Below are 24,953 nucleotides of genomic sequence, written 5' to 3' on the forward strand. Positions count from 1 at the left end.
GTGCTGTTCACATTACTTATTACTGATGGTCTGAGGCGTGATATGAGGCTTGTATTTGCAACAAAAGACCTGAATCTGGCTGGCTGCTCCTGAGGGCTTTCCATTGCTCATTGGAGCCGATGGAAGCCAGTTCAGTCGGCATAATCTTTCCTTTGGCACATCCTTATGGCGTCATTAATCACAGGGAACAGAACAAAATAATTTCACTTCGCAACAGGTAAGTCTGAATATCGGGTTGTATAAGCGGGAGAAAGCATCTCACGCTTCATTGCCCAGGTTTTTTCGATGCCTTGACCTGCAAACCAGATCTTTCCTTTTCCAGAGTTATTCAGCTTATCGATAGTCTCCATTAAAGCTGCGCTATTTTTTCTTGGGGTATTGTCATCAAATAGATTTAGCTGAGCCACTCCATTACTGAAAAAATCAGCCAGCATAACACCAGCCTTCATATATCGATGGCCATCAATCCATATCTTCCCCAGGGAATTCGTGGCTGAAGTTATAATGTCACGGGTATCATTAGACGGAGTCAATAGCTTCATGGAAGCTTGATTCCCATAGTATATTTCATTATCTGCGTGTGGACTGGTTCGAATAAAAACACTAACGAAACGGCAGAATTGGCGCTCACTGCGTAGTTTTTCTGACGCCCGCTCAGCATAGGCACAAATGGCCTGGTGCATATCTGAGTACTGAGTTATGCGATTGCCAAAGGATCTACTGCAGATGATCTGTTGTTTTGTTGGTGAAAATTCTTCCAGTTCAAGACATTGCTCACCACGAAGTTCTCGAACGGTTCTTTCAAGCACAACATTGAAGTGCTTCCTGATTACCCACAATGAGCTTTCAGCCAGGTCAAGTGCTGTATTAATACCCATTGAATTAAGTCTTTTACTGATTCTCCGACCGATGCCCCAGACATCCTCAACCGAGATAAGTGCCAGTAATCTGCGCTGACGATCAATATTTGATAGGTCGACAACGCCACCAGTGCCACGCCATTTCTTGGCTGCATGGTTAGCTAATTTTGCTAATGTTTTTGTTTGCGCAATACCAACTCCCACAGTTAAACCTGTATTTTTAAATACTTTATTTCTCATTTCATGACCGAAGTGACTTAAGGGCATGCAATTTATCACTCCCGATAAATTAACAAAGGCTTCATCGATTGAATAAATTTCGATGGAAGGACTCATTTCAGTCAGCGTCTGCATAACGCGCTCACTGAGGTCGGCATAAAGTGCATAATTAGAGCTAAATACATGAATCCTGGAACTGTATGTGTTATTTTTTATTTTAAAAAAAGGCTCCCCCATTTTTATACCAAGGGACTTTGCTTCTTCTGAGCGAGAAATAATGCAGCCATCGTTATTAGAAACGACGACAATAGGTTTTCCTTTTAAATCTGGGCGAAAGACCGTCTCGCAAGACGTGTAAAAACTATTTACATCGACGAGGGCAAACATAATTATTTATGTGCTTTAATACTAAAGACTACCACCCCAAATAATTCTGGTTCATCTACATGTTGAGATGAAATGGGGTCATCATCATGATTGTGAGGTACTAACTGTACAACAGGACGAGTGCGAAGTTTTTTTACAGTGAATTCACCTGAGACGGCATCATGCATAGACTCGCCACTAACTTTTATGAAATAAGTCGCACTCGAATGTTTTATCAATAATGTGTTGAGATCGAGCCTGTCCTCAACATACTCCTGCGCAGGGCCAGGAAAGCCACAGGGTACTCTCTCAGAGAAGAGAGGGAGCATGATCGGAGAAGCAATCTCAGGTGGTCGGGTGAACTGCATGATGTCGATCCTGTTTAACTGTATTTATATACAGTACTACTTAATATGAAGAGGGATCAAGAATCTTGTCAAGCGATCTCTGGAAGCGCTTGAAGTGGCTGATAATTTAAACCATCGGTTTCTTGCTCAGAAGCAAGACGTGCCATTCCGGGTATTTTTGCAAAAAACCGCGCCGTTCAATGTCTGCCGGCGAGCAAAGGTTAGCGTTACTGACAAGCTTTATCCTGCCTTCTGATACCTGACCTGACATGCTGTAGCTTCCGCTTCTGGCACAATGCCACCTCCCTTACTGGAAAATCTCCAGCGAGTTCACACGCAATACATCAAACGCCCCGCATTTAAAATGCCACTCAAAATAGTAATGATAATTATTTACATCGACGTGGTATGTTTAATGCGCTTATAAAAAGACATATTTCTCATGGCGGAAGGTAAGACTCATCGCATGGGGAATAACGTGTGGCTGCGTTGAGATGCAGTATCAATACAATTTATGGAGATAAGATGAGAAGAATTTCGATCCGTTTAGTGCTGTTGGCCTCGGCCATTGCGATGTCAACGGCATACGCCGATAGCCAGTGGGCTACCGCCACCACGACCTTTCCTGGCAGTATCCGTGCCGGGTCACGGGACGTTCCTGTTAAGCCCGGAGATAAAACGGTTATAACGATTAAGAGTCTTCAGGCGGGCGCGACTGTCACCATGCTCAATGGTGCTGAAGTCCTGACACCGAAACCACTGACCGCCGACGAGAAGGGAAACCTGACTATTCCGCTAACCGTTCCGACCGATGCCGCAACAGGCCTTCATCCACTCACTGTTGTCACGCAAAATCCCGCGAGTGTTTCGCAGGTCATGTTGAAATTGTCCCAGGTTGTTCCCCCGAAAAATACTGAGGCTTTCAGGCTGCAAACAATTCCCGTCGGTGAGCGGGCTTACCAGTCGGCAGTTTCGGCCGACGGGAAGCTGTTCGTGACCTCCGCACGCGGCCCGAAGGAGGGTAGCCGCCTGATGAGACTGAACGCAGGAACGCTGGCTGTCGAAGCGGAGGCTACGCTGCCTAAAGACAAAAAGGGTGAGCAGATTGGTGTCTTCGGGGTCGGTGTTGATAATGTCAATAATCATGTCTGGACGACGAACACGCTTGCCGAGACGGTGACCGTCTATGACGCAAAAAACCTTTCCGTCGTGAAAGTCTTTCCGGAGGGGGCGGTCGTACATCCACGCGACGTGATCATTGATGAAGCCCACAATCGGGCTTATGTCAGCGCAGCGCTGACCGGTTTTATCGAGGTATATGATACAAAAACGCTGGAACATATCGGTCAGATGGAGTTCGTGACGAACCGCGGCCGCGACCCGTTTTACAGTACAGACCTTGCCCTCGACAGTGCCGGTGGGAAACTCTACGGCGTCAGCCGCGATACACCTTGGGTGGGCTGGATTGATCTCAAAACGGGCAAGAGTACGACGGTGAAAATACCTCAGGCGCAAGGCGCAACTGACATCGCTCGCGATCCGGAGACTGGCCGTCTTTACGTCGTTTCCCAGGAGACGAACAACGTCGTGGTTCTTGATGCGGACGGTAAGGTTCTCGCGGATACTTACATTGGTGCCGGGGGGGTATCTGTCGTCTGGGATCCTGTGACGTCGCAGGTTTTCGCCGCCACGCGTGCAGGCGGAACCGTTGCTGTTCTGAACAAGGACGGCAAACTGGTCGCTAATATCCCGATGGATGATACGCCAAACCACCTGACCGCCGCGCCTGATGGTGCCGTTTATCTGGTGTCTATGTATGGTACGACCGGAGATAAAGCTCAAACAGGCTCAGTGACGAAAATCACCCCCCAAAAATAACGGCTGAATCGCCACAGATTTATCAGACACCTCAGAGTCATTTAAGATGGCTGAAAGAGAGGCGTACATGAGCAGTAAAAACAGGTTGTTGATCGTGGCCATTCTGTTTCCAGCGTTGCAACACGTCTCGATATCAACACTCACAGTCTTTACGACTGGATAAAGAAGTACGGGGCGGACTCTTCCAGTAACAAAGAACAGTCAGATGCACCAGGCTATCTGCGCCGAGCGAGCGGCAGACAAACTGCGCAGCGAACATCCATTCTGCGCTTTTGTCAGTGCCTTTCTGCGCACCAGTCCCCATGAAGATAATGAGATTGACTATGGGAACCAGGCATCGCGAGATGCGATCACCCGCTTACACTATCCGTTATTCTGGCCTGCCCGTTGCACGGTAAAATCGGTAATCGCCACCATGCAAAAGAGGCTACACATTCGGCCAATATTCATAAGCAAATCGTTCGGGTAGCCACCAACCTGCTGACCGCTTTTTGAAAGTTGTCACACAACTTTCAATTCATATCACACCAGTTGGGTGAAAGTTAATATAAATCAATATCCGCACAGCCCAGATCGGTATGGTGAAGACCAGTTATTTTTACTGCCATCTACCATTCTAGTTGGTGTAGTAATCAGGCGCTGCCACCTGCTTATGAGGGGCAGCGAAATCTGGCTTCATTATTTATCTGACGAGTCACAATCATGGAAAACCGGTTATTAAAGGCGAAAGCCACGCTGCCTCAGTTCGATCGCGACAACCTGAAGACACGCATTGTTCATTTAGGGTTTGGCGCATTCCATCGCGCGCATCAGGCGGTGTACACCGATATCCTGGCGGCAGAGCAAGGCAGCGACTGGGGTTACTGTGAAGTTAACCTGATTGGCGGCGAACAGCAGATTGCCGATCTGAACGCACAGGATAATCTCTACACGGTGGCTGAAATGTCTGCCGACGCATGGACTGCGCGCGTGGTTGGCGTAGTAAAAAAAGCCATTCACGCCAGTGTGGACGGCCTGGAAACCGTGCTGGCGGCCATGTGCGAGCCGCAGGTGGCGATTGTTTCGCTCACCATTACCGAAAAAGGCTACTGCCATGCACCGGCAACCGGCCAGCTGATGCTCGATCACCCGTTGATCGCCGCCGATTTGCAAAATCCGCATCAGCCAACATCGGCGCCGGGTGTGGTTGTTGAGGCGCTGGCACGACGTAAAGCCGCTGGATTACCGGCGTTCAGCGTCATGTCCTGCGACAACATGCCGGAAAATGGCCATGTCATGCGTAACGTCACCTGTGCGTATGCGCGAGCGGTGAACAGCGAACTTGCCGACTGGATTGAAGCGAACGTGACGTTCCCGTCGACAATGGTCGATCGTATTGTCCCGGCGGTGACAGCGGAAACGCTGGATAAAATCGAACAGATCACGGGTGTGCGCGATCCGGCTGGCGTAGCCTGCGAACCTTTCCGTCAGTGGGTCGTTGAAGATAACTTTGTTGCCGGACGCCCGGAGTGGGAAAAAGCAGGCGCGGAACTGGTGAAAGACGTTATCCCGTTCGAGGAGATGAAGCTGCGCATGTTAAATGGCAGTCACTCTTTCCTGGCGTATCTCGGCTATCTGGCGGGCTACCAGCATATCAATGACTGCATGGAAGATGCGCACTATCGTCAGGCCGCCCACGCCTTAATGCTCCAGGAACAGGCTCCGACTCTGAAGGTGAAAGGCGTCGATTTGGCTCGCTATGCCGATCTGCTGATTGCGCGCTACAGCAATCCGGCTCTGCGTCATCGTACCTGGCAAATTGCGATGGATGGCAGTCAGAAATTGCCACAACGTATGCTGGATTCTGTGCGTTGGCACCTGATGCATCAGCGTCAATTCCCGTTGCTGGCGCTCGGCATCGCGGGCTGGATGCGCTATGTGGGTGGGGTGGATGAGAGCGGGAAGGCGATTGAAGTCTGCGATCCGCTGCTGGCCGACATTCAGACGGCGGTGAACGGTAGTCAGGAAGGAGAACGCCGCGTTCATGCGTTGTTGGGTATCGAGGCGATTTTCGGCAAAGAGCTACCGCTGGAAGCGACCTTTGTAGAGGCGGTCATGAAAGCCTACATGACCTTGCTGGAGCAGGGGGCGAAATCCACCGTCGCTCAATACGCTGCACAGTATTAATCCCTTTCATGCCGCCGTTCGCGGCGGCATGCGATTTCAGGCCCTTAGTGCATACCCAGACGAATCAGTTCAACCGGCGCAAATTTCCCTTCACAGCCTTCCACTTCCACCGTTTTGTTGCGGCGAACCTGCGCGGCATCAAGGCCTTCGCTGTGGATTGCTCTGATTTTACCCGTGTGCCCGGTGCCGCTAATCATCACGCGGCTGCCGGTGGTAATGGAATTGCGGTTACGATCGTAAGTCATCATGGTTATTTCTCCTCTTTAACACCACATCGCGGCGATATAACAGCTGTGCCGCTGACGGAAGACATAAATACGCCTCCCGCGAGAAGATTTTTTTGTTTTTGATCAAACGCACACTTTTTTCCTGAAAATTTAACCGTATTGACCCCCTCAGACGGTAATTGACAAAGCAGACATTTGTTTTCATTAATTGATAGTTTCTACCAGGGACCGTTTAATATCCGTTTCAGATACGGGTGTCACTCTTAATGCAGATAATAGACGCCTGAATCGGAAAGAGGAAAAGGCTTATGTATAAGAAGATTTTGATGCCTGTTGATGTATTTGAGATGAACCTGAGTGACAAAGCGGTGCGTCATGCGGAGTTTCTGGCCAGGTCGGATAATGCCACCATCACGTTAGTGAATATCCTGCCTGTCAGCAGTCGCTCCCTGCTGCGCGGATTTGCCTCGGATATTAAAAAGTTTGAGACATTTATGATTGCCGAGTCAGAGAAAAAAATGAACGAATTAAAACGGTTATTTGATATTGCGCCGGACAAAATTCGTATCGAAGTGCGCTTTGGCAATGTGCGCGACGAAATCATCGCCATGAGCAATAAAGATGACTACGAGGTGATTGTTATTGGTTCGAAAACGCCGGGAATGTCATCACATTTACTGGGCTCTAATGCAGAATCTGTTATTCGCTACGCAAAAATCCCGGTATTAGTGGTTCGTTAATCATTTTCCTGCATCCCGGTCACTACCGGGATGCAATATAAAGATCAGTCTTCGCTAAACCAGTCGCTATTTTCCTGGCGAATAAGCTGGACCGATTCGCCAATTTCCTGAAGATGCAACGTCATCGCCTTTTCCACACTCTCGCCATCGCGTTTTTCGAGCGCGGCAAAAATATCATGATGCTGGCGTAACAACATTTCTGGCGGCGAGACATGATCGAGGCTCATATAACGCACCCGGTCAATAGTCGCTTTGATATTTTCAATGGTATCCCACGCCAGCTGGCAATCCGCAATTTGCGCCAGCTTCTGATGGAATTCATCGTCGAGCAGGAAAAAGTCATTGAGCTGTTTACGCTCAATCGCAATACGCTGCTGATGAAGATTCTGTTCCAGCAAATAGCACTGATGATCGTCTACCAGGGAAGCCGCACGGCGCACCACGGCGCATTCAATGGCCTGGCGGACAAAACAGCCATTGCGCACCTGTGACAGCGAGATTTTATTCACGTAGCTGCCGCGCTGCGGGCGAATCTGGATCAGGCCGTTCTCGGCAAGCTTAATAAAAGCTTCGCGAACCGGCTGACGAGAAACGTCAAAACGCACCGACACTTCTTTTTCGGATAGCGGCGTACCGGGCGGGATCAGGCAATGCACGATATCGCGACGCAAAATGCGGTAAATTTGCTGATTAACAGGCTGTGTGGGATTGAGTTGCGATTCAGCGGCCATGGTTGTGATTTCTCAGAGAGTTAACCTGATCATACTACCATTCTTTCGAGGGGCAGCCCATACCCGGCCAGCAGGCCGGGTATGGGAAAATCATCCGCGATGAACGCTTAAACCGGCAAAACTCTGGCTGACGGGCATCATTTCAACGGTATTGATATTGACGTGTTTCGGTAACGTCGCCACCCACCAGACGGCCTCGGTGACATCTTCCGGGGTCAGGGCTTCGGTGTTTTCGTAGGTTTTGCCCGCTTTGGCATCATCACCTTTGAAACGGACGTTAGAAAACTCGGTGCCGCCCACCAGGCCTGGCTCGATATCCGTGACGCGGATCGCCGTGCCGTGCAGGTCGGTACGCAGATTCAGGCTGAACTGACGAACAAAGGCTTTGGTTGCGCCGTAGACGTTACCGCCGGCATAAGGCCAGCTACCGGCCGTTGAGCCGATATTGATGACGTGACCGCGGTTACGCTCCACCATGCCAGGCAGGACTGCGCGAGTCATGTACACCAGGCCTTTGTTATTGGTATCGATCATGTTTTCCCAGTCTTCGACGCTGGCCTTATGCGCAGGCTCCAGACCCAGCGCCAGACCGGCGTTGTTGACCAGCACGTCAATGGCACGCCATTCTGCGGGCAGATGAGCAATCATCTCTTCAATTGCGGCGCGATTACGCACGTCGAGCTGCGCGGTCAGAATGCTATCGCCCAGCTCCTCTTTCAGCTCCTGCAAACGCTCCTGACGGCGACCCGTTGCAATCACTTTGTGCCCATTGGCGACGAAGCGACGCGTGATGCTTTCACCAAAACCCGCCGTTGCCCCGGTAACTAAAATTATCATCTCACTGTTCCTCAACGCTTTTTGTGTTTTACAACCATAGCACGCCATCTGGCTCCTCGTTAAGGCAACTTTTGTTACCCAACGTATGCAGAGGATTGCAGGCCACTGCTGGCTGTCCTACTCTGGGGGCATAACACTATGCCAGGAGTAAAAGATGTCGGTTGCTAATCCGTTTTTTGAAATCAGCCTGCTGCCTTATCAGGCGCCTCGCTTCGATCTTATCGAAGACAGCCATTATCGTCCGGCGTTTGACGAGGCGATACGCCAGAAGTATGCCGATACAGAGGCCATTATTGCCGAATCTGCCGCGCCGGATTTCAATAACACCATTCTGGCGCTGGAAAAAAGCGGCGCGATGCTTGCCCGGGTCAGCAGTGTGTTCTTTGCCATGACGTCGGCGCATACCAACGATTATTTGCAGGAGCTCGACGAAGCGTTCTCTACCGAGCTGGCGAGATTATCGAATGACATCTGGCTCAATGACGCGCTGTTTTCCCGCGTCGATGCGGTGTGGCAGGCGCGCGAATCGCTGGATGCCGAGCCGCGTCGTCTGGTGGAAGAGATGCATCAGCACTTTATTCTGGCGGGTGCCAGACTCAGTGATGCGCAGAAAGCCGAGCTGAAAACCCTCAATACTGAGGCCGCGTCACTGACCAGTCAGTTTAACCAGCGGCTTCTGGCGGCAGATAAAGCGGGTGGGCTGGTGGTGGATTATGCGCATCAGCTGGAGGGATTATCTGCTGATGAGGTCGCCACCGCTGCGCAGGCCGCCGCTGAAAAAGGACTGGCTGAGCGCTGGTTAATCCCGTTATTGAATACCACTCAACAACCGGCGCTTGCGTCTTTGCAGGACCGACAAACGCGAGAAAATTTGTTTAAAGCGGGCTGGTTCCGCACCCAAAAAGGGGACGAAAACGATACGCGTGAGCTTGTTCGTCGCCTGGCGCAATTGCGAGCGCGTCGGGCACAGCTGCTGGGATTCGAAAGCTATGCCAGCTGGAGCACAGCCGATCAGATGGCGAAAACCCCCGAAGCGGCGCTGAAATTTATGCGCGGCATCGTCCCGGCCGCCCGTGAGCGCGCCGCGCTTGAGCAGGCGGATATCCAAAAAGCGATCGACGACGAACAGGGCGGTTTTAGCGTGCAGGCCTGGGACTGGGCCTTCTACGCAGAGCGTGTTCGTCTGGGGAAATACGCGCTGGATGAGTCGCAAATCAAGCCGTATTTTGCCCTCGATACCACATTGCGTGATGGCGTGTTCTGGGCGGCGAGCCAGTTGTTTGGAATTCGTTTTGTCGAGCGTTTTGATCTTCCCGTTTATCATCCGGATGTGCGCGTCTGGGAAATTTTTGACCATACCGGGGAAGGCATGGCGCTGTTCTACGGTGATTTCTTCGCCAGAGATTCCAAAGGCGGCGGGGCATGGATGGGCAATTTCGTGGAGCAGTCGCATGAGCTGGCCGCGCGCCCGGTCATTTATAACGTCTGTAACTATCAAAAACCGGCCAATGGCCAGGCGGCGCTGCTCTCCTGGGATGACGTGATCACGCTGTTCCATGAATTTGGCCATACCCTGCATGGCCTGTTTGCCGATCAGCGTTTTGCCACCTTATCCGGCACCAATACGCCTCGTGATTTTGTCGAATTCCCGTCACAAATCAATGAACACTGGGCCAGCCATCCGCAGGTCTTTGCTCACTATGCCCGTCATTATCAGACCGGCGAACCCATGCCGGATGCCCTGCGTGAGAAAATGCTCAATGCGACCCAGTTTAATAAAGGCTATGACATGACGGAGCTGCTCAGTGCTGCGCTGCTGGACATGAACTGGCATAGTATTGGCGCGCAGGAGGCGGTCGTTGATGTTGACGCCTTTGAACAGGCAGCGCTGCAAAAAGAGGGGCTGGATCTTCCCGCGATACCACCCCGCTATCGCAGTAGCTACTTCGCTCATATTTTCGGCGGCGGCTACGCGGCGGGGTATTACGCCTATCTGTGGACGCAAATGCTGGCGGACGATGGCTATCAGTGGTTTGTCGAACAGGGCGGGTTAACGCGTGAAAACGGGCAAAAATTCCGCGAAGCGATTTTGTCGCGCGGGAACAGCAGCGATCTGGAAGCGTTATACCGTGAGTGGCGCGGCCACGACCCACGCATTGAACCGATGCTCAAAAACCGCGGGCTGAGTGAATAAGCTTTTTATATGAAAAAACCGGGCACTTGCCCGGTTTTCTTTAATGTCACACATTATGCCAGCACGTTTGGACAATCTTCGCCCTTTGCCAGCTGCTGCAAATTATCCAGCGTCGTTTCAGAAATACTGATGAGTGCCTCGGCGGTCAGGAATGCCTGATGCCCGGTAAACAGAACGTTGTGACAGGCTGAGAGGCGACGGAATACGTCGTCCTGAATCACGTCGTTGGACTTGTCTTCAAAGAACAGATCGCGTTCGTTCTCGTAAACGTCCATCCCCAGCGCGCCGATTTTTTGCGTTTTCAGGGCTTCAATTGCCGCCTGCGAATCAATCAGGCCGCCACGGCTGGTGTTGATGATCATCACCCCGTCTTTCATCTGCTCAAACGCACTCTGGTTGAGTAAATGGTAATTTTCCGACGTCAGCGGACAGTGCAGAGAAATCACGTCTGACGCCGAGAACAGAGTCGGGAGATCGACGTACTCAACGCCCAGCTCCAGCGCGGCCGCGCTCGGATACGGATCAAACGCCAACAGGCGCATACCGAAACCTTTAAGAATACGCAGGGCGGCAACGCCAATCTTACCGGTACCAATGACCCCGGCGGTTTTACCGTACATAGTAAAGCCGGTCAAACCTTCAAGAGAGAAATTAGCATCACGGGTGCGTTGATAGGCGCGGTGAATACGTCGGTTCAGCGACATCATCATGCCGATGGCGTGTTCCGCGACCGCTTCCGGAGAATAGGCCGGTACGCGTACTACTTTCAGACCCAGCTCTTTGGCTGCATCCAGATCGACGTTATTGAAACCCGCACAGCGCAGCGCGATGTATTTCACGCCGTGCTTTTTCAGCTCTTCCAGGACCGGGCGGCTGCCGTCATCATTGACGAAAATACACACCGCTTCACATCCGTTGGCCGTTTTAGCGGTTTTTTCGGTAAGCAGAAAGTCGAAAAATTCAAGTTCGAATCCGTAAGGCTCGTTAACATGTTGCAGATACTTTTTATCGTACTGCTTTGTGCTATATACCGCGAGTTTCATAAGACTTTCTCCAGTGATTTTGCATTCACGTTAGCATGATTAAAATAATCTTACAATTTATAAAATATTATTGAATTCAATAAGTTCTATGAATAATTTTAGAGCATCTGTAACCATAATTTCTATGATATTCAAACTAAACAGTTTTCTTATGTATGCATTTACTTCTGGGGCTTTGCCGCCAGCATTTGCGGTTAGCATGCTCCCTGAGTTTTTGCGGAGACTGCCAGTCTAATCCTGATTAGCCCCATAAATTAGGTGGTTAAATCCATAGCTAAATGCTGGGCAATGAAAGGGTTAACATCTGATGGGAGAGCATAACAAGTTTCGATACGACAGGATTGACACAGAGAATGAAAAACAAGAGCAAAGAGCGTTTTAATGGCTAAATATGTTAAGAAAGCGTTATTTTCGAAAAAATATGCAACGCAGTCGAAATCTTATCCAGTAGAACCGTCAACGAAGAATCATGCCTCTTTCCGAATTTTTTATTTGATCTTGCGCATTGCTGTATACATTAATGGCATTTACTGTCTGACCGCTAATCTCGGCTAAATATTATTAGGACAGTAGGTGTTTGTGAAAAATTTATTGTCTTGTGCTTTTTTTTAGGGATGTTTGGATTGACCGGTTGCGCAACTATTGTCGGTGATAACGCGCAAACTGTACAGGTTAACAGTAATCCTCAAGGTGCTAAATTTGAAATTAAAGACGAAAATGGAATGCTCATTACTTCCGGTACCACCCCGCAGAACGTCGTACTGGATAAATCAGATGGCAGCTATTTTGGTGGGAAAGATTATCAAATCACGTTTAACAAAGAGGGTTACGGTTCGAATACGCTGCCAATTACTCACTCTGTAAATGGCTGGTATATTGGCGGGAACATTGTTTTCGGAGGCCTGATGGGCTGGTTATTAGTCGATCCTCTTAACGGCGGAATGTATTCATTAAAACCAAAAGTTGCAAGCTCAACGCTGGTGGCAAATCATTAAAAAATGAATCCTGGTAACTGATAATAATATTGAGCCCCGCTTTGGGGCTTTTTGTTAAATGATAATAACGATTATAACGAGGAGAGGAATATATATTTAACCGAAATATTGTCTTTGGTTTTAAATGTGGCAAGGTTTTTAGAACGTTCTTATAATGGTTTTGTACATCCTTTCAGAATGAAATTACTGTCGTTATTCAGTAAGCCCAATTTCACTTATTATGGTCTATATACTGTGTGATCAAAATATCATAAGCAAACTTTGAAGATTTAGCTTTAACGTTATGATTGCTGATGAATATATATCCATTTTTCAGACTGCTCGCCTTGAAGAGCTGTCGCGAACATCGCTTACTGAGCCCTGATAAAGCAACTCGTTGCCTGATTATAAGCAGCGACACAAAAGGGACGTTTTCTGGTGACTCATTGTGGCGATCGGTAATCGCTCACGGAAAACCTGCATCGTGCGCTGTCTATGCTGCCCACTCTTATTCGGTGCATGAATGTATAGCATAACCCATTGAATTATTGTGACTATATGAATGATTTATTGTTAAAACTTCACCATCTGCAGCCAAAACATCTATCCTTAAAACGGGCGTTTACTTCAACTGACTGGCTAAACATGCCACAATGACGGGCACTGTCGGCTTATTTTTTCGCTAAATCAGGATATTAACTGCCCATGAGGGGTAAATACAAAGCCGCAATTGCGCTACTGCTATTGTTCATTCTTTTGCCGCTAACGCTGCTGATGACGCTTGCCCAGTGGCTGCCAACCCTTGCCGGGATTTGGCTGCCAGTCGGGACCCGTATCGCGTTTGAAGAGAGCCCGCGTGTGCATCGCAACCATATTGTGATTCCCGATCTTCGCTATCTGGTTGAGGATTGTGAAATTGCCCGAGTGAAAATTGCCACCGTCTCTCATCCCAGTCGCTGGAAGCTGGACGTGGGTGAGCTGGATCTCAATACCGCCTGCTTAAGTCAATTACCGCAAGCGGAACACGCCAATACTGCGCCAAAAACGCTCGCCGAATGGCAGTCGCTGTTGCCGAATACCTGGCTGACGGTCGATCGCTTAACGTTATCTCCATGGCAGCAGTGGCAGGGTAAACTCAATGTCTCTTTGACGCCATCGGCGCAGGAAATCATCTATCAGGGCGAACAGGTGAAGGTGCGCGGAAGCCTTCGCGGACAAAAGCTGACTCTGAGCGAGTTTGAGCTTCGCCTGCCAAATAGCCCCCAGCCGATCGCTTTGACGGGCGAATTCACCCTGCCAGTGATACCGGACGGTGCGCCGGTGAAGGGGCACGCTCAGGCCACCTTTAACGTGCCACAGCTGTCAGCGCTGGTGGATGCCGAACTCGACTGGCAGGAAAACCGGGGCCAGCTGGTGGTGATGTCTCGTGATGACCCCGATCCACTGCTCGATTTGCCGTGGCAACTCACGGCCGATCAACTGACCGTGAGCGACGGGCGCTGGAACGCAGCGCTTTCCGGACTGCCGCTGAGCGGCCGCGTAGGCGTGAAAGTTGAAAACTGGCAGCAGGGGCTGGAACAGGCCACGATCAGCGGGCGGTTAAATGTATTAACCCAGGGGGATGCCGGAAAGGGGAATGCGGTGCTCACCGTCGGGCCGGGCAAACTGAGCATGGACAACAGCACTATGCCGCTACAGCTTACGGGTGAGGCCAAACAGGGCGACCTGATCCTCTATGCGATCCTGCCAGGGCAACTGACGGGTAGCCTCGTCGATCCACAACTGTCGTTCGAGCCAGGCGCGCTGCTGCGCTCGCGTGGAAGGGTGATTAACTCACTCAATATTGATGAAATCCGTTTGCCGCTGGCGGGCGTAAAGCTCTCGCAAAAGGGGGTTGATGGTCGCCTGCAGGCGATCCTTAAAGCGCATGAAAACGAGATGGGGAATTTCGTGCTGCATCTGGACGGACAGGCAAACGACTTCTTGCCGGACTCGGGGCTGTGGCAGTGGCGCTACTGGGGAGAGGGGAACTTCACGCCGATGAGCGCACGCTGGGATGTCGCCGGGAAAGGCGAATGGCGCGACAGCGTGATTGAGCTTACCGAACTGGCGACCGGTTTCGATAAGCTGCAGTACGGAACCATGCTGATGAGCAAGCCGCAGCTGGTGCTGGATAAGCCGGTGCGCTGGCAGCGCGACGAAACTCATCCGCACTTTAGCGGCGCGTTATCGCTGGATGCCGGGCAGACATCGTTTTCGGGCGGCAGCGTATTACCGGCGTCCACGCTAAAATTCAGCGTCGATGGCCGTGAACCGACGTTCTTCCAGTTTAAAGGCGATCTGCATGCGGGGGCCATTGGCCCTGTACGCGTCAACGGCCGCTGGGATGGCGAACGGCTGCGCGGCCAGGCCTGGTGGCCAAAACAGTCACTCACCGTTTTTCAGCCGCTCGTTCCGCCAGACTGGAAAATGAATCTTCGCGATGGCGAACTCTACGCGCAGGTGGCCTTCTCTGCGGCGGCAGACCAGGGTTTCGAAGCGGGCGGACACGGTGTCCTTAAGAACGGCAGCGCCTGGTTACCCGATAACCAGATCAACGGCGTGGATTTTGTCCTGCCGTTCCGCTTTAGCGAGGGCACCTGGTCGCTGGGCACGCGCGGACCGGTCACCTTACGCATCGCCGAAGCGATCAACCAGTTTACTGCGCGCAATATCACGGCCGATTTGCAGGGCAACTATCCGTGGAGTGAAGAGCAACCGCTGCTGCTGACAAACGTCAGCACTGATGTGATGGGCGGCAAAATTACCCTGCAACAACTGCGGATGCCCCAGCACGATCCTGCTCTGTTACGGGTGCAAAATATTTCCTCCAGCGAACTGATCAGCGCCGTCAATCCAAAACAGTTTGCGATGTCCGGCCCGGTAAGCGGGGCGCTCCCGTTCTGGCTGGAGAATGAAAAGTGGATTATCAAAGATGGCTGGTTGACCAACCCCGGCACGATGACCCTGCGAATTGACAAAGACACGGCGGATGCCATTGTCAAAGACAATATGGCGGCAGGCGTGGCGATTAACTGGCTTCGCTATATGGAAATTTCTCGCTCGTGGACGAAAATCAATGTAGATAATTTAGGGGTGTTGACCATGCAGGCGGCAATCAGCGGTATCAGTCGCGTTGACGGTAAAAGCAACGCCGTGAACCTCAATTATACCCACGAAGAAAATCTTTTTACGCTGTGGCGCAGTCTGCGTTACGGCGACAATTTACAGGCATGGCTTGAGCAACACGCGGCGTTACCGGATGCCCGCTGTCCGACAGGCAAGGAATGTGAGGAACAACGATGAAAAAGCAGGCAGGCGCGCTGGGCGTGGTCATGGTCGCGATGCTGACAGGCTGCACGCCGCGCATCGAAGTGGCGGCCCCAAAAGAGCCGATCACCATTAACATGAACGTCAAAATTGAGCATGAGATCCATATTAAAGTGGATAAAGACGTAGAAACGCTGCTGAAATCGCGAAGCGATCTGTTCTGAGGATGCCATGAAACGACTTTTTGCAATGGGCGTACTGCTGCTGGGGATGAGCACTCAAACACAGGCCATTACCCTGAATGAAGCGCGCGCGCAGGGGCGGGTTGGCGAAACGCTGAATGGCTATATTGCTCCGCTGCGTCAGGATGCAGAAACGCTGGCATTGGTCAGCCAGATCAACGCTGCGCGCAGCGAAAGCTATCAAAAACTGGCCGACAGCAATAATCTGCCGGTGGACGAAGTGGCAAAAATGGCAGGGCAAAAATTGGTTGCCCGGGCGCGTACTGGTGAGTACGTAAAAGGTATTAACGGAAAGTGGCTGAAGAAGTGATTGGCGAAAACAGCATTGTGGGGGCAGTCGCTTTGTGAAGGCCAACGCTGAGATGCCGGCCAATCATCTGATAATTGGCTGCCCCCTCGCCAAAGCCATTCGCGAGCTGAACGCGCAGGAGCTTGAATGGAAAAAACAGGGGATTTGCGAGTATCAGGTGGAACCGCTCAGTGAGGCAGAGTCGGGTAGAGCACGCCTGATGTTTGATGAAAATCTGCGACCCAAATCGTCACGCTAAGAGAGATAAACGTTAGCAGCCGTTGGACCTCGCAGCCCATTCACGCGACAAAATTCGACGCGGATACCGGGGATAAGCGCTTCTGGATCGTGGGAGCTTAAGGCAGAGATATGAACCTGAACATCTTTGCGGCCATCGGAGGGAATAATGAGGCCTTTGCCGCTGTGGTAATCAAAGGTTTTGACAATTCCTGTCATTTTTCGAGACAAATAAAATCCTTGCTGTAAATAATGCTGAATGACTATACGCGTAATGACACATTTAGCCAGTATTATATTTTCCTGACATGCCAGATTGGGAAGGCTAAAATAAACATTGCTTATTATCACTTGCCGTGCATTAATGGAATAGTTCATTCGCTATACAGAGCCGTTGAAAACATTTCACTAAGCAGTTCTCATCACCAGGCGTTATCGCTGATATCCCCTCCTTTTGAGTCTAATCATTGAATGCCAGACGTTTCCTGTACAACAGATTTTGTCTGCCGAGAGGCCAGAAAAAGGAGCTTTATATGTCTGCAAAAAATATTGGTTTAGTAAAATGGTTTAACGAAGATAAAGGTTTTGGCTTTATTTCCCCTGTTGACGGAAGTAAAGATATCTTTGTCCATTTTTCTGCGCTGCAAGGTGATAATTTCAAAACCTTGTTTGAAGGGCAGAAAGTGGAATTCACCATTGAAGATGGTGCGAAAGGTCCGGCTGCGGGCAACGTTATTTTACGCGACTAACCTGTTTTGACCTCTGCGAGTCTGCAACCACGATGAAGGCCTGAGCCTGAGTAGTCAGAACCGCAGAGAATCATTTTCCATCCGTCTCGCTCTGATTAACCCACACGAACGTGAGTTAATTTGCGAGTGATGTCCGGCAAGAAGTTAGACTTTTTGGTTGGATTTGAACATCGTGCTGCAGTACGGACAGACCAGCAGTGACCCTTTTTGAACGCGGGTATAGCTGTGTTCAGAGTCTTTCGTGCAATTCGGGCAAGGGCATTTAATCAGAAAGTTTCGGCGGGTTTTTCCATCTTTGCGATCGGACATAGGCATTTCCTGTGTGATTGGCCTGCTACCATACACGGTTAGTCCCTAAATAGCTCGTATTCATTTTACTCTTTGAAAAATCGACCTTTCCCCTGACTTTGTCTTGAGCAATGGTGATTTTATCCCCGCGCCACTCCTGAATCTTATTCCTCGCCTGTTAATTCACTCTCTAAGACGTTCACGCTAATCCAGTGCTACAGGAAACGTTTTAGTTTCAATCGTTATGGCAGAGCTATCTTATAGTTTAATATAGGATATATTCTTGTGTGTTATTCTTATTTTGCGCTGTACATAAAATAATATTATAATCTTGGGGTTATAAGTGGTAAATTAAACGGGCGTAGGCTATAACTTCTTAAATTTCACTACACTTATCATAACCTTGTTAACGCAGTTGCGTTAAATAGATTGTATACATTATGTTATGTATTTTTTAAACATATCTCATAAAGATATGTATGATTTCGTTTTATTGATGTGGATTATGATTCGAGTGTGGTAGGGCTGTAATAGAGGCTCTCTTTAAATGGAATTTCTTGAAGGTTTTTTACTCATTATGGAAAGTACGATGGAAAATATTAAAGTATATACTGATAATTATTATTATAAGTTTGGTCTTTATCAGATGCTTGCTCATATCTATCGTTTCGAAAAACCCTTGCCTGATAGTAAAGTTGTGAAGGGTAAAGCGTGTGGTATCGTTTTTAGACAGAATGTTGCCAGCATAATTTATCCAAAACATGAACAAACGGTACAGACGTTAGATATTCCTTTTGTGTGTAACACGCTGAATCTAAGTGAGATTAATGCAAAGCTAGAAAAAATTATGATGATGACTCACTATCCTTATTTCGAGTGTGATAAGAGAATGGTGTATCAACGCCTGGGGATTAAATCATATCATCAGCTCTCAGGTGCAGAATATACAGTGCTGTGCTACTGCGGTAAGGGATATCGCCCAAAAGATATTGCAAATATTCTTGAATGCTCTGAGAAAACAGTGAATACACACTGCCGAAATGCTATGCGTAAAATGGGTATGTCGAAACGAGCAGAGCTTTATCAGTACGCCACAATGATTATGTGTAATGAGGGACGAGAACGATCGACCCTCTGTCTCTGATAAGTGTAATAACCCATGAAACTCATGGGTTTATTTGCGATTAGAGGGAGTTGTTTGGCTGGAACGTATTAATAATCTGCACATAATGCTTGCGCTGATGGTCCGAAAACTCCTGCATGGAGTAAAGAGTAAAAATCAATACTTCACGACCATTATGATTCGTTACAGCGTGCCACGGCAGTTTAATGACCGTTTGTACCTGGCGTACTTTTTGTCCATCCTGTAAATATTGATTTGCAATCTGCACCACCGGTAGTCGCGCCGGACCAATCTCATTTTTCAGTAGTTTACCGTCCATCTGGAAGCCCGGTAATTTATTGCGAAGTTCTTCAATTTGCGCTTCACAAAATGCTTCAATTTCCTGCTCCTCTTCCAGTGTTGCCCGGTTAATCATAATGTTGTACTCATTATCGTCGGGATCTCTGAACATCAGAATATTGACTGAGCGATCGAGCACCGGAGCCTGGCTCAGGAAATTACCTTCGAGAATGGTGTAGTTCGGAGTTTTCATTTAAAAATTATGCTCATTAACGTTAATGGGAGTCGGGTGTAGAGGATAGACTTCAATCCGCCGATTCATCTCTCTACCGGCTTGAGTCAAATTGCTGGCCAGCGGGTAGGAATCACCTTCACCTTTCAGCACAAACCGTTGCTCGGCGGCATGGGTATGATGTAACAGCCAGTCGCGGACTTCCCGCGCACGCTGTTCAGAAAGCAGTAAATTGTTTTTTTCGTCGCCGCTGTTATCCGTATGACCCACGATCAGAAATGAGATAGTCGGGTTCTTTTCAATAAGCGTAACGATGGGTTGCAGGCGGTCTTCACGCCCTGGCATTATCACCGCACTGCCGGGAGCAAACAGAGACGCCGAACTGGCTGAAGAAAAGACTGTCCAGTGGCTGTACTCGTCCAGCTGCTTATCCGCGATATCAAGCAATCCCCCACACTGAGAAAATCCCCAGTTCTGAAAGAAGAGATGTGCCGAACAGGTTTCAAGCGATGACCGTTGCACACCGAGCTTGTCGATAAGGGTAAACGTTTGAGTGATATTCTCGGCTGGAACGTCCCGCAACGACGTTATCGTACCGGTGAGGTCATCGGCACGCTGTTGCTCATGATAACGGGCATACAGCATGCTGGCGGCAATCAATAGCGTCGCGGTAAATACTAACCCTACAGTAGGACTGTGGCGTACCGGTGGTGGCGGGGCAGGGATGGATCTGACAGCCGGTAATATCACCGTGGCCGGGAACGCCGGAAGCGGTGGATAAATTTTCGAATTTGTCAGCGCCGGGAGAATCGCGAAATTATCCTCCAGCCAGCGAGACCACGCGCCGTGCCGGTTAAAACCAGTCCCGTAATCCGCAACCATGACGCGTGTCAGGCAGGATGAAGCATGAGTCAATGTCGCGTTAAGGGATAATAAAATCTGCTCTTCATTCATCCACTGCCAGAGCATTAAGAGCATCGCCTTGCGTTGCGTCAGGAAGGCAGACTCGTCTTCATTCTGACAAATCAGATTTTCCACTGACATCATTGAGAGCGTTTGCTCGCCAGTCAGGGTTTCTTGCCAGATCGCGCGATCGGGATCATGTACAAAACGCTCTTCGCTGCAGCGGAAATACAGGGCAAATATGCATGGCAGGGGTTCCGCGACAACAATTGACTGGAGGACTTTTTGCCATGCACGCAGCGATTCTATCGCCAGCGCGGCTGTATCATGTCCGTCAGGAAAAAACGGGAAAAACAGCGTTACCTTAAGGTGTTCCTGCGCTGCATTGAGCTGTGAAAGCTGCCTGACGATGTCTCCTTGTGTGACGGCGCCAATCCACAGTGCGCCGGTGACAGGATGTTGCAGCATCTCTTTGCGCTGAGCGGAAAACCACTGGCTAACATAGGGGCCCGTGACCAGATAAATTTGTTTCTCAACAATGTGTGGGTCCGGTTGATCGCAATCAGGCTCGCAGGGCGACTGGCTGCTCTGCATGAAAGCTCGCACACAGAGGATTAAAAACAGTAAGGCAAGGCCAGAAAACAGCGCATTCCATGCCAGATGGGAATAAATACCCATTGCCAGCAACAGCGAAGCTGTCATCAGAATCAGAAAGGCGTAAAAATTGAGTTTCAGCATATCAGTATATTTTCAGACAGAACCACAAGAGAAACAGTCCACAGATGGCGAAAGCCAAAGAGACCAGAACAGGCAACGATTTCCTCTCAGGATGGCTGGCGGGCGTATCCTGTGGCAGCGGCGTTTTCTCAACCTCAATGGTCGGAGGTTTGGTCCGTGCGATCTGCATACTTTTCAGTTCATGGCATAAGGCCACCACCAGTGAATGTTGGGAGTGAAGTAGCTGATTCATGAGCTGAGATTCACTTTCCAAAACCCTGTCGGGATAGTTTTCTTGTTCCAGTGTTTCGACGGAGGAGTGCTGATGATTACGGGCAAGCGAGTCCGCGATATGAGTGTCGATCCGGCGGCAAAGCAGGGCGCAAAATCGATTTTTTTGTTCCTCCGGACAATCGCTCGCAGCCAGCGTAGCATCAAGTTGGACTATCCGCTGGCGCATCATGGTACGAAACAGTGACACGGAGGGAATGATACCCTCCATGGTCAATAGCGCATCCACTCCAAGAATAGATCGAACCTGGTGAATAGCAGTTACCATGTTTGCTCCACCACAGCACCCCAACCGCTCAGATCGTCAAAGGGACAGAGACGCGCCACCGCCGGATGTTCCGTGCCCGAGGTACTAAAATCCACCTTAAGAGAGAACGTTTCCTGACTGGATGCAGCTATCGCGGTAGTCATTTCCGCCTGACTGAATTTCTTTTCATTCATCAGACGATTAGTCGAACTATAAACACCCAAATACCACCAGCTGGCTGTTGCTATGGCAGCGTCAGTATCCGTTTTTTTAAGCTGCAATGATTTGACAAATGGCGAGGTTAATCGCTGTGCCCACTCCACATCATCCGGCCACTCATCGGGCAAAAATACGCTGCGTTTGGTATTGTCGATGACTTCGGGTAATACCGCGCGTCGTTTAAAGTCGATCCCCGCTGAGCGTTCAAACTGATACAAACTACGTACGTTTCCCAGAGTGTAAATGCCTAAATCCACTGGCTGATCTTCCAGACCGAAAAGGGTTCGGATGCGCTTTTTAGAGATCGCATCACGTTCCCACCAGGCCAGTTCAACTTCTCCGCTGGTTTTTGCTTCGCCGTTGTGATCGCCCCAGACCTTATTTTCCTTACGACGACCGTAATAGTGCCAAAGTAAGATTTTATGAGGCGTGTAGATGTCGTAGCCATGAGTGTAAGCGCGCGCCGCCATCGCAATTTCTTCGCCGGCGAAGAAAATGTTGGGATCGTTGGCAACGTCCTTCACGAAGCTGCCTTCTGCAAAGATAAACCCCCCAGCGAGATAGCTTCCCCTCACCGGAGATTCACTGTTGAGAGGGGTAGAGGAGAGCATAGGCAACCCCTCTTTGGAGAATTCACGGAAGATAAGACGGCTGGCGAATTCACCACGCTTTTCGATGGCCTCCTCCAGCGGATCGTAAGCCGGTGGATAGGTTGAGAGCACGGGTCTTGCGCTCAGTATTTTGAGACCGTTGAGCATCTCGATCATGCTGTGATCCCAGTGTTCGGTGAAACGACAGTGCGAATCAATTTGCAACGTAAAGTCTTCATCTGAGAAGAAACGCTCAGCGATAAAACGAGCCCAGCATGCACCCCGGCTACGATAATAATGTACCGGAACGATAGTTATCTGCGCACCGTGCCAGAGAAAACGCCAGACCGACTCATCGCCCAGGGTTTCTGAACCTGTCTGCGTCATTCCCGCTTCGGTAAACAACGTCACATTTTCATCATCATGCTGCCAGCAAACAGCAATGCGCAGATTTTGCGGATGGCGAGCCGTCGCGATCATATCCCGAAGCGTTGGAATCAGTTCCGGGTCGCGATAACTGGCAATATTGATAAACAGAGTCTGTGTTGGGGTCATCATGGTCATGAGTCGTGTTATTTCACCTGCAACAGAATTTCCGCGTGAGCAACAAATGCGCCTTCTGCAGGATGTTTCGTCGCCCCTGGCTGCGACATTAGCGTTGCTTTCCATTTGAACTGCGCGGGAAGGGCACTTACGGTACTACTGATAGTCTCGCCTGAAGATGCATCCAGCAGCATATCTTTACCGGTGCCATCCTTAATGCGGATTGCCAGTGCGTCGCTTGCGCCACTGCTGTCTTTCACTTTGATATAACTGTTATCGGTTGAGGCGCTGTCACTTGAGATCGATGCGGTAGTGGAATAAGTGCCATAATCAGTACGACAGGTAATCGCAAAATCCAGTGGTTTTTCGACTTCGGCACTGGCGTTAAGCATGTCTCCGGTGACAGTGCCAAAGTCTACGGTTTTGCTGCCTTCAAAGGTGCAGGATGGGGTGCTGACGATCTGGATCGTACCAAAGTGCAATATCTGCGCCGCGTTGCTTATTGAATCGCTGGTCACCCAGTTGTAGGCATAATTATTGGGCGTAATAACAATATTCGCGCCTTGCGAATTAAGGTTGAGCGTTTCGGCGGTTTTGTAGACCTCTATCCGGTATAACGATTTGTCGTCGTATACCCACGAACCGAGAGGAGAGCCATGAAAATCCATGTTGCCCACGGTAGGGAGTTGTCCGGTGCTATAGCCTCCCCCCGTACCGTTATTCCACATGATTTTGAGGCTAACGCCGGGAATATTCGTTGGGAAAAGATAACCCGCTCCCTGCGCAGTCAAGTTAATCGAGCTTTTACCGTACTGTTCGCCGTTATTGCAGTCGAGATAGCCAACCTTGTAGCCCGCAACAGCAGTGTCGTAACTTTTAATAGGGCTTGTGGTGCTGGCTGCTTGATCGGCATCCACATTGATGGTCATATCAGGCACCTCAAAGATATGCGGTGCCGGTTGGCCTGACTCAGGGCTCAGGGAGCAGTTTGCCCCCGCGCTGGCGGTAAAAAGCAACCAAACAGAAAGTAATCCAATACGATAATTCATTATTCTTTCCCCGCATTATTTAAATGGGCAACGATCTCCACCGGGAGTAGTTGCAGAAGTTCACTAAATGTCTTCCCTGATGTTTTGATGGCAAAATCCAGCAGCAAAATGACGGGGCTGCCGGGTTCTGCACCAATAAACCAGGCCTGGATCTCCCTGAGTGCTGCAAACGCCTGAGACCGACTGTCTATCGCTTTTGGCTGCATAACTTGTGGTGGTAATACCGCAGGTGATGAAAGAGCCGCAGGAGTGTTGTCGTCGGTATTCGATTCTGGTTGCGAAGGTTGTGTTTCCGTACCGATCTCGGGAACGCTGACGACAGGCGTGGCAGAGGCGCCGGTAAAGAATTCAAGCAGATGAATCAGTGGCAAAAAGGTAGGCGCACTATCTCCTAATGATTCCACGAGCAATGAAGCAAGATTTTGCAACTGAGAACGGGCCTGTACGAGTGAGGCAATACCGTCATCGCCGCTGTCACGCCACGCATTTTGCATGGCACGAACGGTTGCTTCGGGAAGCGCACTCTCGTCCCGCGGGATAGTCAAAGCGCGTTCAATATCTTTGACGAGACACTGAGTACCGACCGCTTTCGGTAAGGGGTGTTGGCGAATATCGTTAAGCAGTCCGCTGTGATCTTCAAGTTCATTCAGCGCGTTAGCGCGCATCAGCGGTTCGTACTCGCCTTCATCGTGCAGCAGGGGGTAAAGCTCATTAGGCCATTGCTGCAATAATGCACTCAGCGCCTGGAAACCTTCATTAAGCGCGGGCAAACCGATCGTTCGCAGGCGGCAACGGATCAACGTGATGAGCAGGCGTATATCACGAGATTTTGCTAACAAAGCGTTGCAGTCCCGTTCGATTTCTGCCCAGTTAATCGGGTTAGCTGTTTCGACGAACTGACCGTATTCCGCTTCAAGCCGGGGTTGTAACCGTGATTGAAGCAATACAAAAGCCGGATCGTATTCAAGGTCTTCACCACAGGGGGAAGGACCAGGGATTGGCTGAAGAAGATGCTGGTAATAATCCATTTATACTGCTCGCTCCATCGTGTGCAGTCGTGGGGA

Annotated in this window: 24 protein-coding genes and 3 pseudogenes; 13 read left to right on the top strand and 14 right to left on the bottom strand. The window is 49.9% G+C overall.

Annotation, left to right across the window (positions count from 1 at the left end):
* Positions 1-203 precede the first annotated feature (203 nt).
* Both umuC and SOM82_RS09480 read right to left on the bottom strand, forming a co-directional pair.
* Positions 204-1,466, bottom strand: a complete 1,263-nt coding sequence (gene umuC, locus SOM82_RS09475; RefSeq protein ID WP_320459390.1) for a translesion error-prone DNA polymerase V subunit UmuC — start codon at positions 1,464-1,466, stop codon at positions 204-206.
* Positions 1,467-1,468: 2 nt separating this feature from the next.
* A complete protein-coding gene (locus tag SOM82_RS09480; RefSeq protein WP_320459391.1) occupies positions 1,469-1,813 on the bottom strand; it encodes a S24 family peptidase in 345 nt (114 codons plus the stop codon).
* A gap of 504 nt (positions 1,814-2,317) precedes the next feature.
* On the opposite strand from SOM82_RS09480, the gene SOM82_RS09485 reads away from it, so the two are divergent.
* From SOM82_RS09485 to SOM82_RS09500, 4 genes and pseudogenes are all read left to right on the top strand, one after another.
* Positions 2,318-3,670 carry a YncE family protein gene (locus SOM82_RS09485; RefSeq protein ID WP_320459392.1) on the top strand — a complete coding sequence of 451 codons (1,353 nt, stop codon included), beginning with the start codon at positions 2,318-2,320 and terminating at the stop codon, positions 3,668-3,670.
* Positions 3,671-3,748: 78 nt separating this feature from the next.
* A pseudogene (locus tag SOM82_RS09490) lies at positions 3,749-3,898 on the top strand (transposase); the annotation flags it as partial.
* Positions 3,858-4,025 (top strand): annotated as a pseudogene (locus SOM82_RS09495) (DNA polymerase V subunit UmuC); the annotation flags it as partial. The pseudogenes SOM82_RS09490 and SOM82_RS09495, both read left to right, overlap by 41 nt.
* A gap of 347 nt (positions 4,026-4,372) precedes the next feature.
* Positions 4,373-5,836, top strand: a complete 1,464-nt coding sequence (locus SOM82_RS09500; RefSeq protein ID WP_320459393.1) for a mannitol dehydrogenase family protein — start codon at positions 4,373-4,375, stop codon at positions 5,834-5,836.
* 44 nt (positions 5,837-5,880) lie between these two features.
* Here SOM82_RS09500 and ydfZ read toward each other — a convergent pair whose 3' ends face one another.
* Entirely contained in the window at positions 5,881-6,084 is a 204-nt protein-coding gene (ydfZ, locus tag SOM82_RS09505) for a putative selenium delivery protein YdfZ (RefSeq protein ID WP_154125331.1), read from the bottom strand.
* Between the two features lie 287 nt (positions 6,085-6,371).
* Here ydfZ and SOM82_RS09510 point away from each other — a divergent pair, with 287 nt between their 5' ends.
* A complete protein-coding gene (locus SOM82_RS09510; protein WP_154125332.1) occupies positions 6,372-6,803 on the top strand; it encodes a universal stress protein in 432 nt (143 codons plus the stop codon).
* Positions 6,804-6,847: 44 nt separating this feature from the next.
* On the opposite strand, the gene SOM82_RS09515 is transcribed toward SOM82_RS09510, so the two are convergent.
* Together SOM82_RS09515 and ydfG are read right to left on the bottom strand one after the other, a co-directional pair.
* Complete coding sequence (locus tag SOM82_RS09515) at positions 6,848-7,534, bottom strand: GntR family transcriptional regulator (protein ID WP_154125333.1); 687 nt, start codon at positions 7,532-7,534, stop codon at positions 6,848-6,850.
* Between the two features lie 90 nt (positions 7,535-7,624).
* Positions 7,625-8,371, bottom strand: a complete 747-nt coding sequence (gene ydfG, locus SOM82_RS09520; protein ID WP_154125334.1) for a bifunctional NADP-dependent 3-hydroxy acid dehydrogenase/3-hydroxypropionate dehydrogenase YdfG — start codon at positions 8,369-8,371, stop codon at positions 7,625-7,627.
* Positions 8,372-8,525: 154 nt separating this feature from the next.
* Between ydfG and dcp the strand changes: the two genes are divergently transcribed.
* Positions 8,526-10,565 carry a peptidyl-dipeptidase Dcp gene (gene dcp, locus SOM82_RS09525; RefSeq protein ID WP_320459394.1) on the top strand — a complete coding sequence of 680 codons (2,040 nt, stop codon included), beginning with the start codon at positions 8,526-8,528 and terminating at the stop codon, positions 10,563-10,565.
* 53 nt (positions 10,566-10,618) lie between these two features.
* Here dcp and SOM82_RS09530 read toward each other — a convergent pair whose 3' ends face one another.
* On the bottom strand, positions 10,619-11,608 hold the full coding sequence (locus SOM82_RS09530; protein ID WP_320459395.1) for a 2-hydroxyacid dehydrogenase: 990 nt from the start codon (positions 11,606-11,608) through the stop codon (positions 10,619-10,621).
* Positions 11,609-12,222: 614 nt separating this feature from the next.
* Between SOM82_RS09530 and SOM82_RS09535 the strand changes: the two genes are divergently transcribed.
* The 5 genes and pseudogenes from SOM82_RS09535 to SOM82_RS09555 all read left to right on the top strand — a co-directional run.
* Positions 12,223-12,603 carry a hypothetical protein gene (locus SOM82_RS09535; protein WP_320459396.1) on the top strand — a complete coding sequence of 127 codons (381 nt, stop codon included), beginning with the start codon at positions 12,223-12,225 and terminating at the stop codon, positions 12,601-12,603.
* A 684-nt stretch (positions 12,604-13,287) separates the two neighbouring features.
* Positions 13,288-15,927 carry a YdbH family protein gene (locus SOM82_RS09540; protein ID WP_320459397.1) on the top strand — a complete coding sequence of 880 codons (2,640 nt, stop codon included), beginning with the start codon at positions 13,288-13,290 and terminating at the stop codon, positions 15,925-15,927.
* A complete protein-coding gene (locus SOM82_RS09545; RefSeq protein WP_154125338.1) occupies positions 15,924-16,115 on the top strand; it encodes a YnbE family lipoprotein in 192 nt (63 codons plus the stop codon). Before SOM82_RS09540 ends, SOM82_RS09545 begins: the two co-directional genes overlap by 4 nt.
* Before the next feature lie 7 nt (positions 16,116-16,122).
* Positions 16,123-16,443, top strand: coding sequence for a YdbL family probable chaperone protein (locus SOM82_RS09550; RefSeq protein WP_320459398.1), 321 nt, complete (start codon positions 16,123-16,125; stop codon positions 16,441-16,443).
* Positions 16,440-16,681 (top strand): annotated as a pseudogene (locus SOM82_RS09555) (phenylacetic acid degradation protein PaaY); the annotation flags it as partial. The gene SOM82_RS09550 and the pseudogene SOM82_RS09555, both read left to right, overlap by 4 nt.
* On the opposite strand, the gene cspH reads toward SOM82_RS09555, so the two are convergent.
* Positions 16,678-16,890 (bottom strand): cold shock-like protein CspH, encoded by a 213-nt coding sequence (cspH, locus tag SOM82_RS09560; RefSeq protein ID WP_154125340.1) that lies wholly within the window; start codon positions 16,888-16,890, stop codon positions 16,678-16,680. The pseudogene SOM82_RS09555 and the gene cspH sit on opposite strands and share 4 nt — an antisense overlap.
* A gap of 302 nt (positions 16,891-17,192) precedes the next feature.
* Between cspH and SOM82_RS09565 the strand changes: the two genes are divergently transcribed.
* Positions 17,193-17,408 carry a cold shock domain-containing protein gene (locus tag SOM82_RS09565; protein WP_154125341.1) on the top strand — a complete coding sequence of 72 codons (216 nt, stop codon included), beginning with the start codon at positions 17,193-17,195 and terminating at the stop codon, positions 17,406-17,408.
* A 144-nt stretch (positions 17,409-17,552) separates the two neighbouring features.
* On the opposite strand, the gene SOM82_RS09570 is transcribed toward SOM82_RS09565, so the two are convergent.
* Entirely contained in the window at positions 17,553-17,723 is a 171-nt protein-coding gene (locus SOM82_RS09570) for a YnfU family zinc-binding protein (protein WP_320459399.1), read from the bottom strand.
* Between the two features lie 562 nt (positions 17,724-18,285).
* On the opposite strand from SOM82_RS09570, the gene SOM82_RS09575 reads away from it, so the two are divergent.
* On the top strand, positions 18,286-18,840 hold the full coding sequence (locus tag SOM82_RS09575) for a LuxR C-terminal-related transcriptional regulator (RefSeq protein WP_501083561.1): 555 nt from the start codon (positions 18,286-18,288) through the stop codon (positions 18,838-18,840).
* 40 nt (positions 18,841-18,880) lie between these two features.
* On the opposite strand, the gene SOM82_RS09580 is transcribed toward SOM82_RS09575, so the two are convergent.
* From SOM82_RS09580 to SOM82_RS09605, 6 genes are read right to left on the bottom strand one after another with little or no spacing between them, the layout of a single operon-like run.
* Positions 18,881-19,351: a DcrB-related protein gene (locus SOM82_RS09580; RefSeq protein ID WP_154125343.1), complete on the bottom strand. Its 471-nt coding sequence runs from the start codon at positions 19,349-19,351 to the stop codon at positions 18,881-18,883.
* Positions 19,352-20,971, bottom strand: a complete 1,620-nt coding sequence (locus SOM82_RS09585) for an OmpA family protein (protein WP_320459401.1) — start codon at positions 20,969-20,971, stop codon at positions 19,352-19,354. It abuts the gene before it with no gap.
* Between the two features lies 1 nt (position 20,972).
* A complete protein-coding gene (locus SOM82_RS09590) occupies positions 20,973-21,509 on the bottom strand; it encodes a hypothetical protein (RefSeq protein ID WP_154125345.1) in 537 nt (178 codons plus the stop codon).
* Positions 21,503-22,855, bottom strand: a complete 1,353-nt coding sequence (locus tag SOM82_RS09595; protein WP_320459402.1) for a GlcNAc-transferase family protein — start codon at positions 22,853-22,855, stop codon at positions 21,503-21,505. Before SOM82_RS09595 ends, SOM82_RS09590 begins: the two co-directional genes overlap by 7 nt.
* A gap of 14 nt (positions 22,856-22,869) precedes the next feature.
* Positions 22,870-23,889 carry a fimbrial protein gene (locus SOM82_RS09600; protein ID WP_320459403.1) on the bottom strand — a complete coding sequence of 340 codons (1,020 nt, stop codon included), beginning with the start codon at positions 23,887-23,889 and terminating at the stop codon, positions 22,870-22,872.
* Positions 23,889-24,917, bottom strand: a complete 1,029-nt coding sequence (locus tag SOM82_RS09605) for a type VI secretion system protein TssA (RefSeq protein WP_320459404.1) — start codon at positions 24,915-24,917, stop codon at positions 23,889-23,891. The genes SOM82_RS09600 and SOM82_RS09605 overlap by 1 nt, the downstream gene beginning before the upstream one ends.
* Positions 24,918-24,953 lie beyond the last annotated feature (36 nt).

It is taken from the genome of Lelliottia sp. CFBP8978 (genome assembly GCF_034046055.2).
Taxonomy (GTDB): Bacteria; Pseudomonadota; Gammaproteobacteria; order Enterobacterales; family Enterobacteriaceae; genus Enterobacter.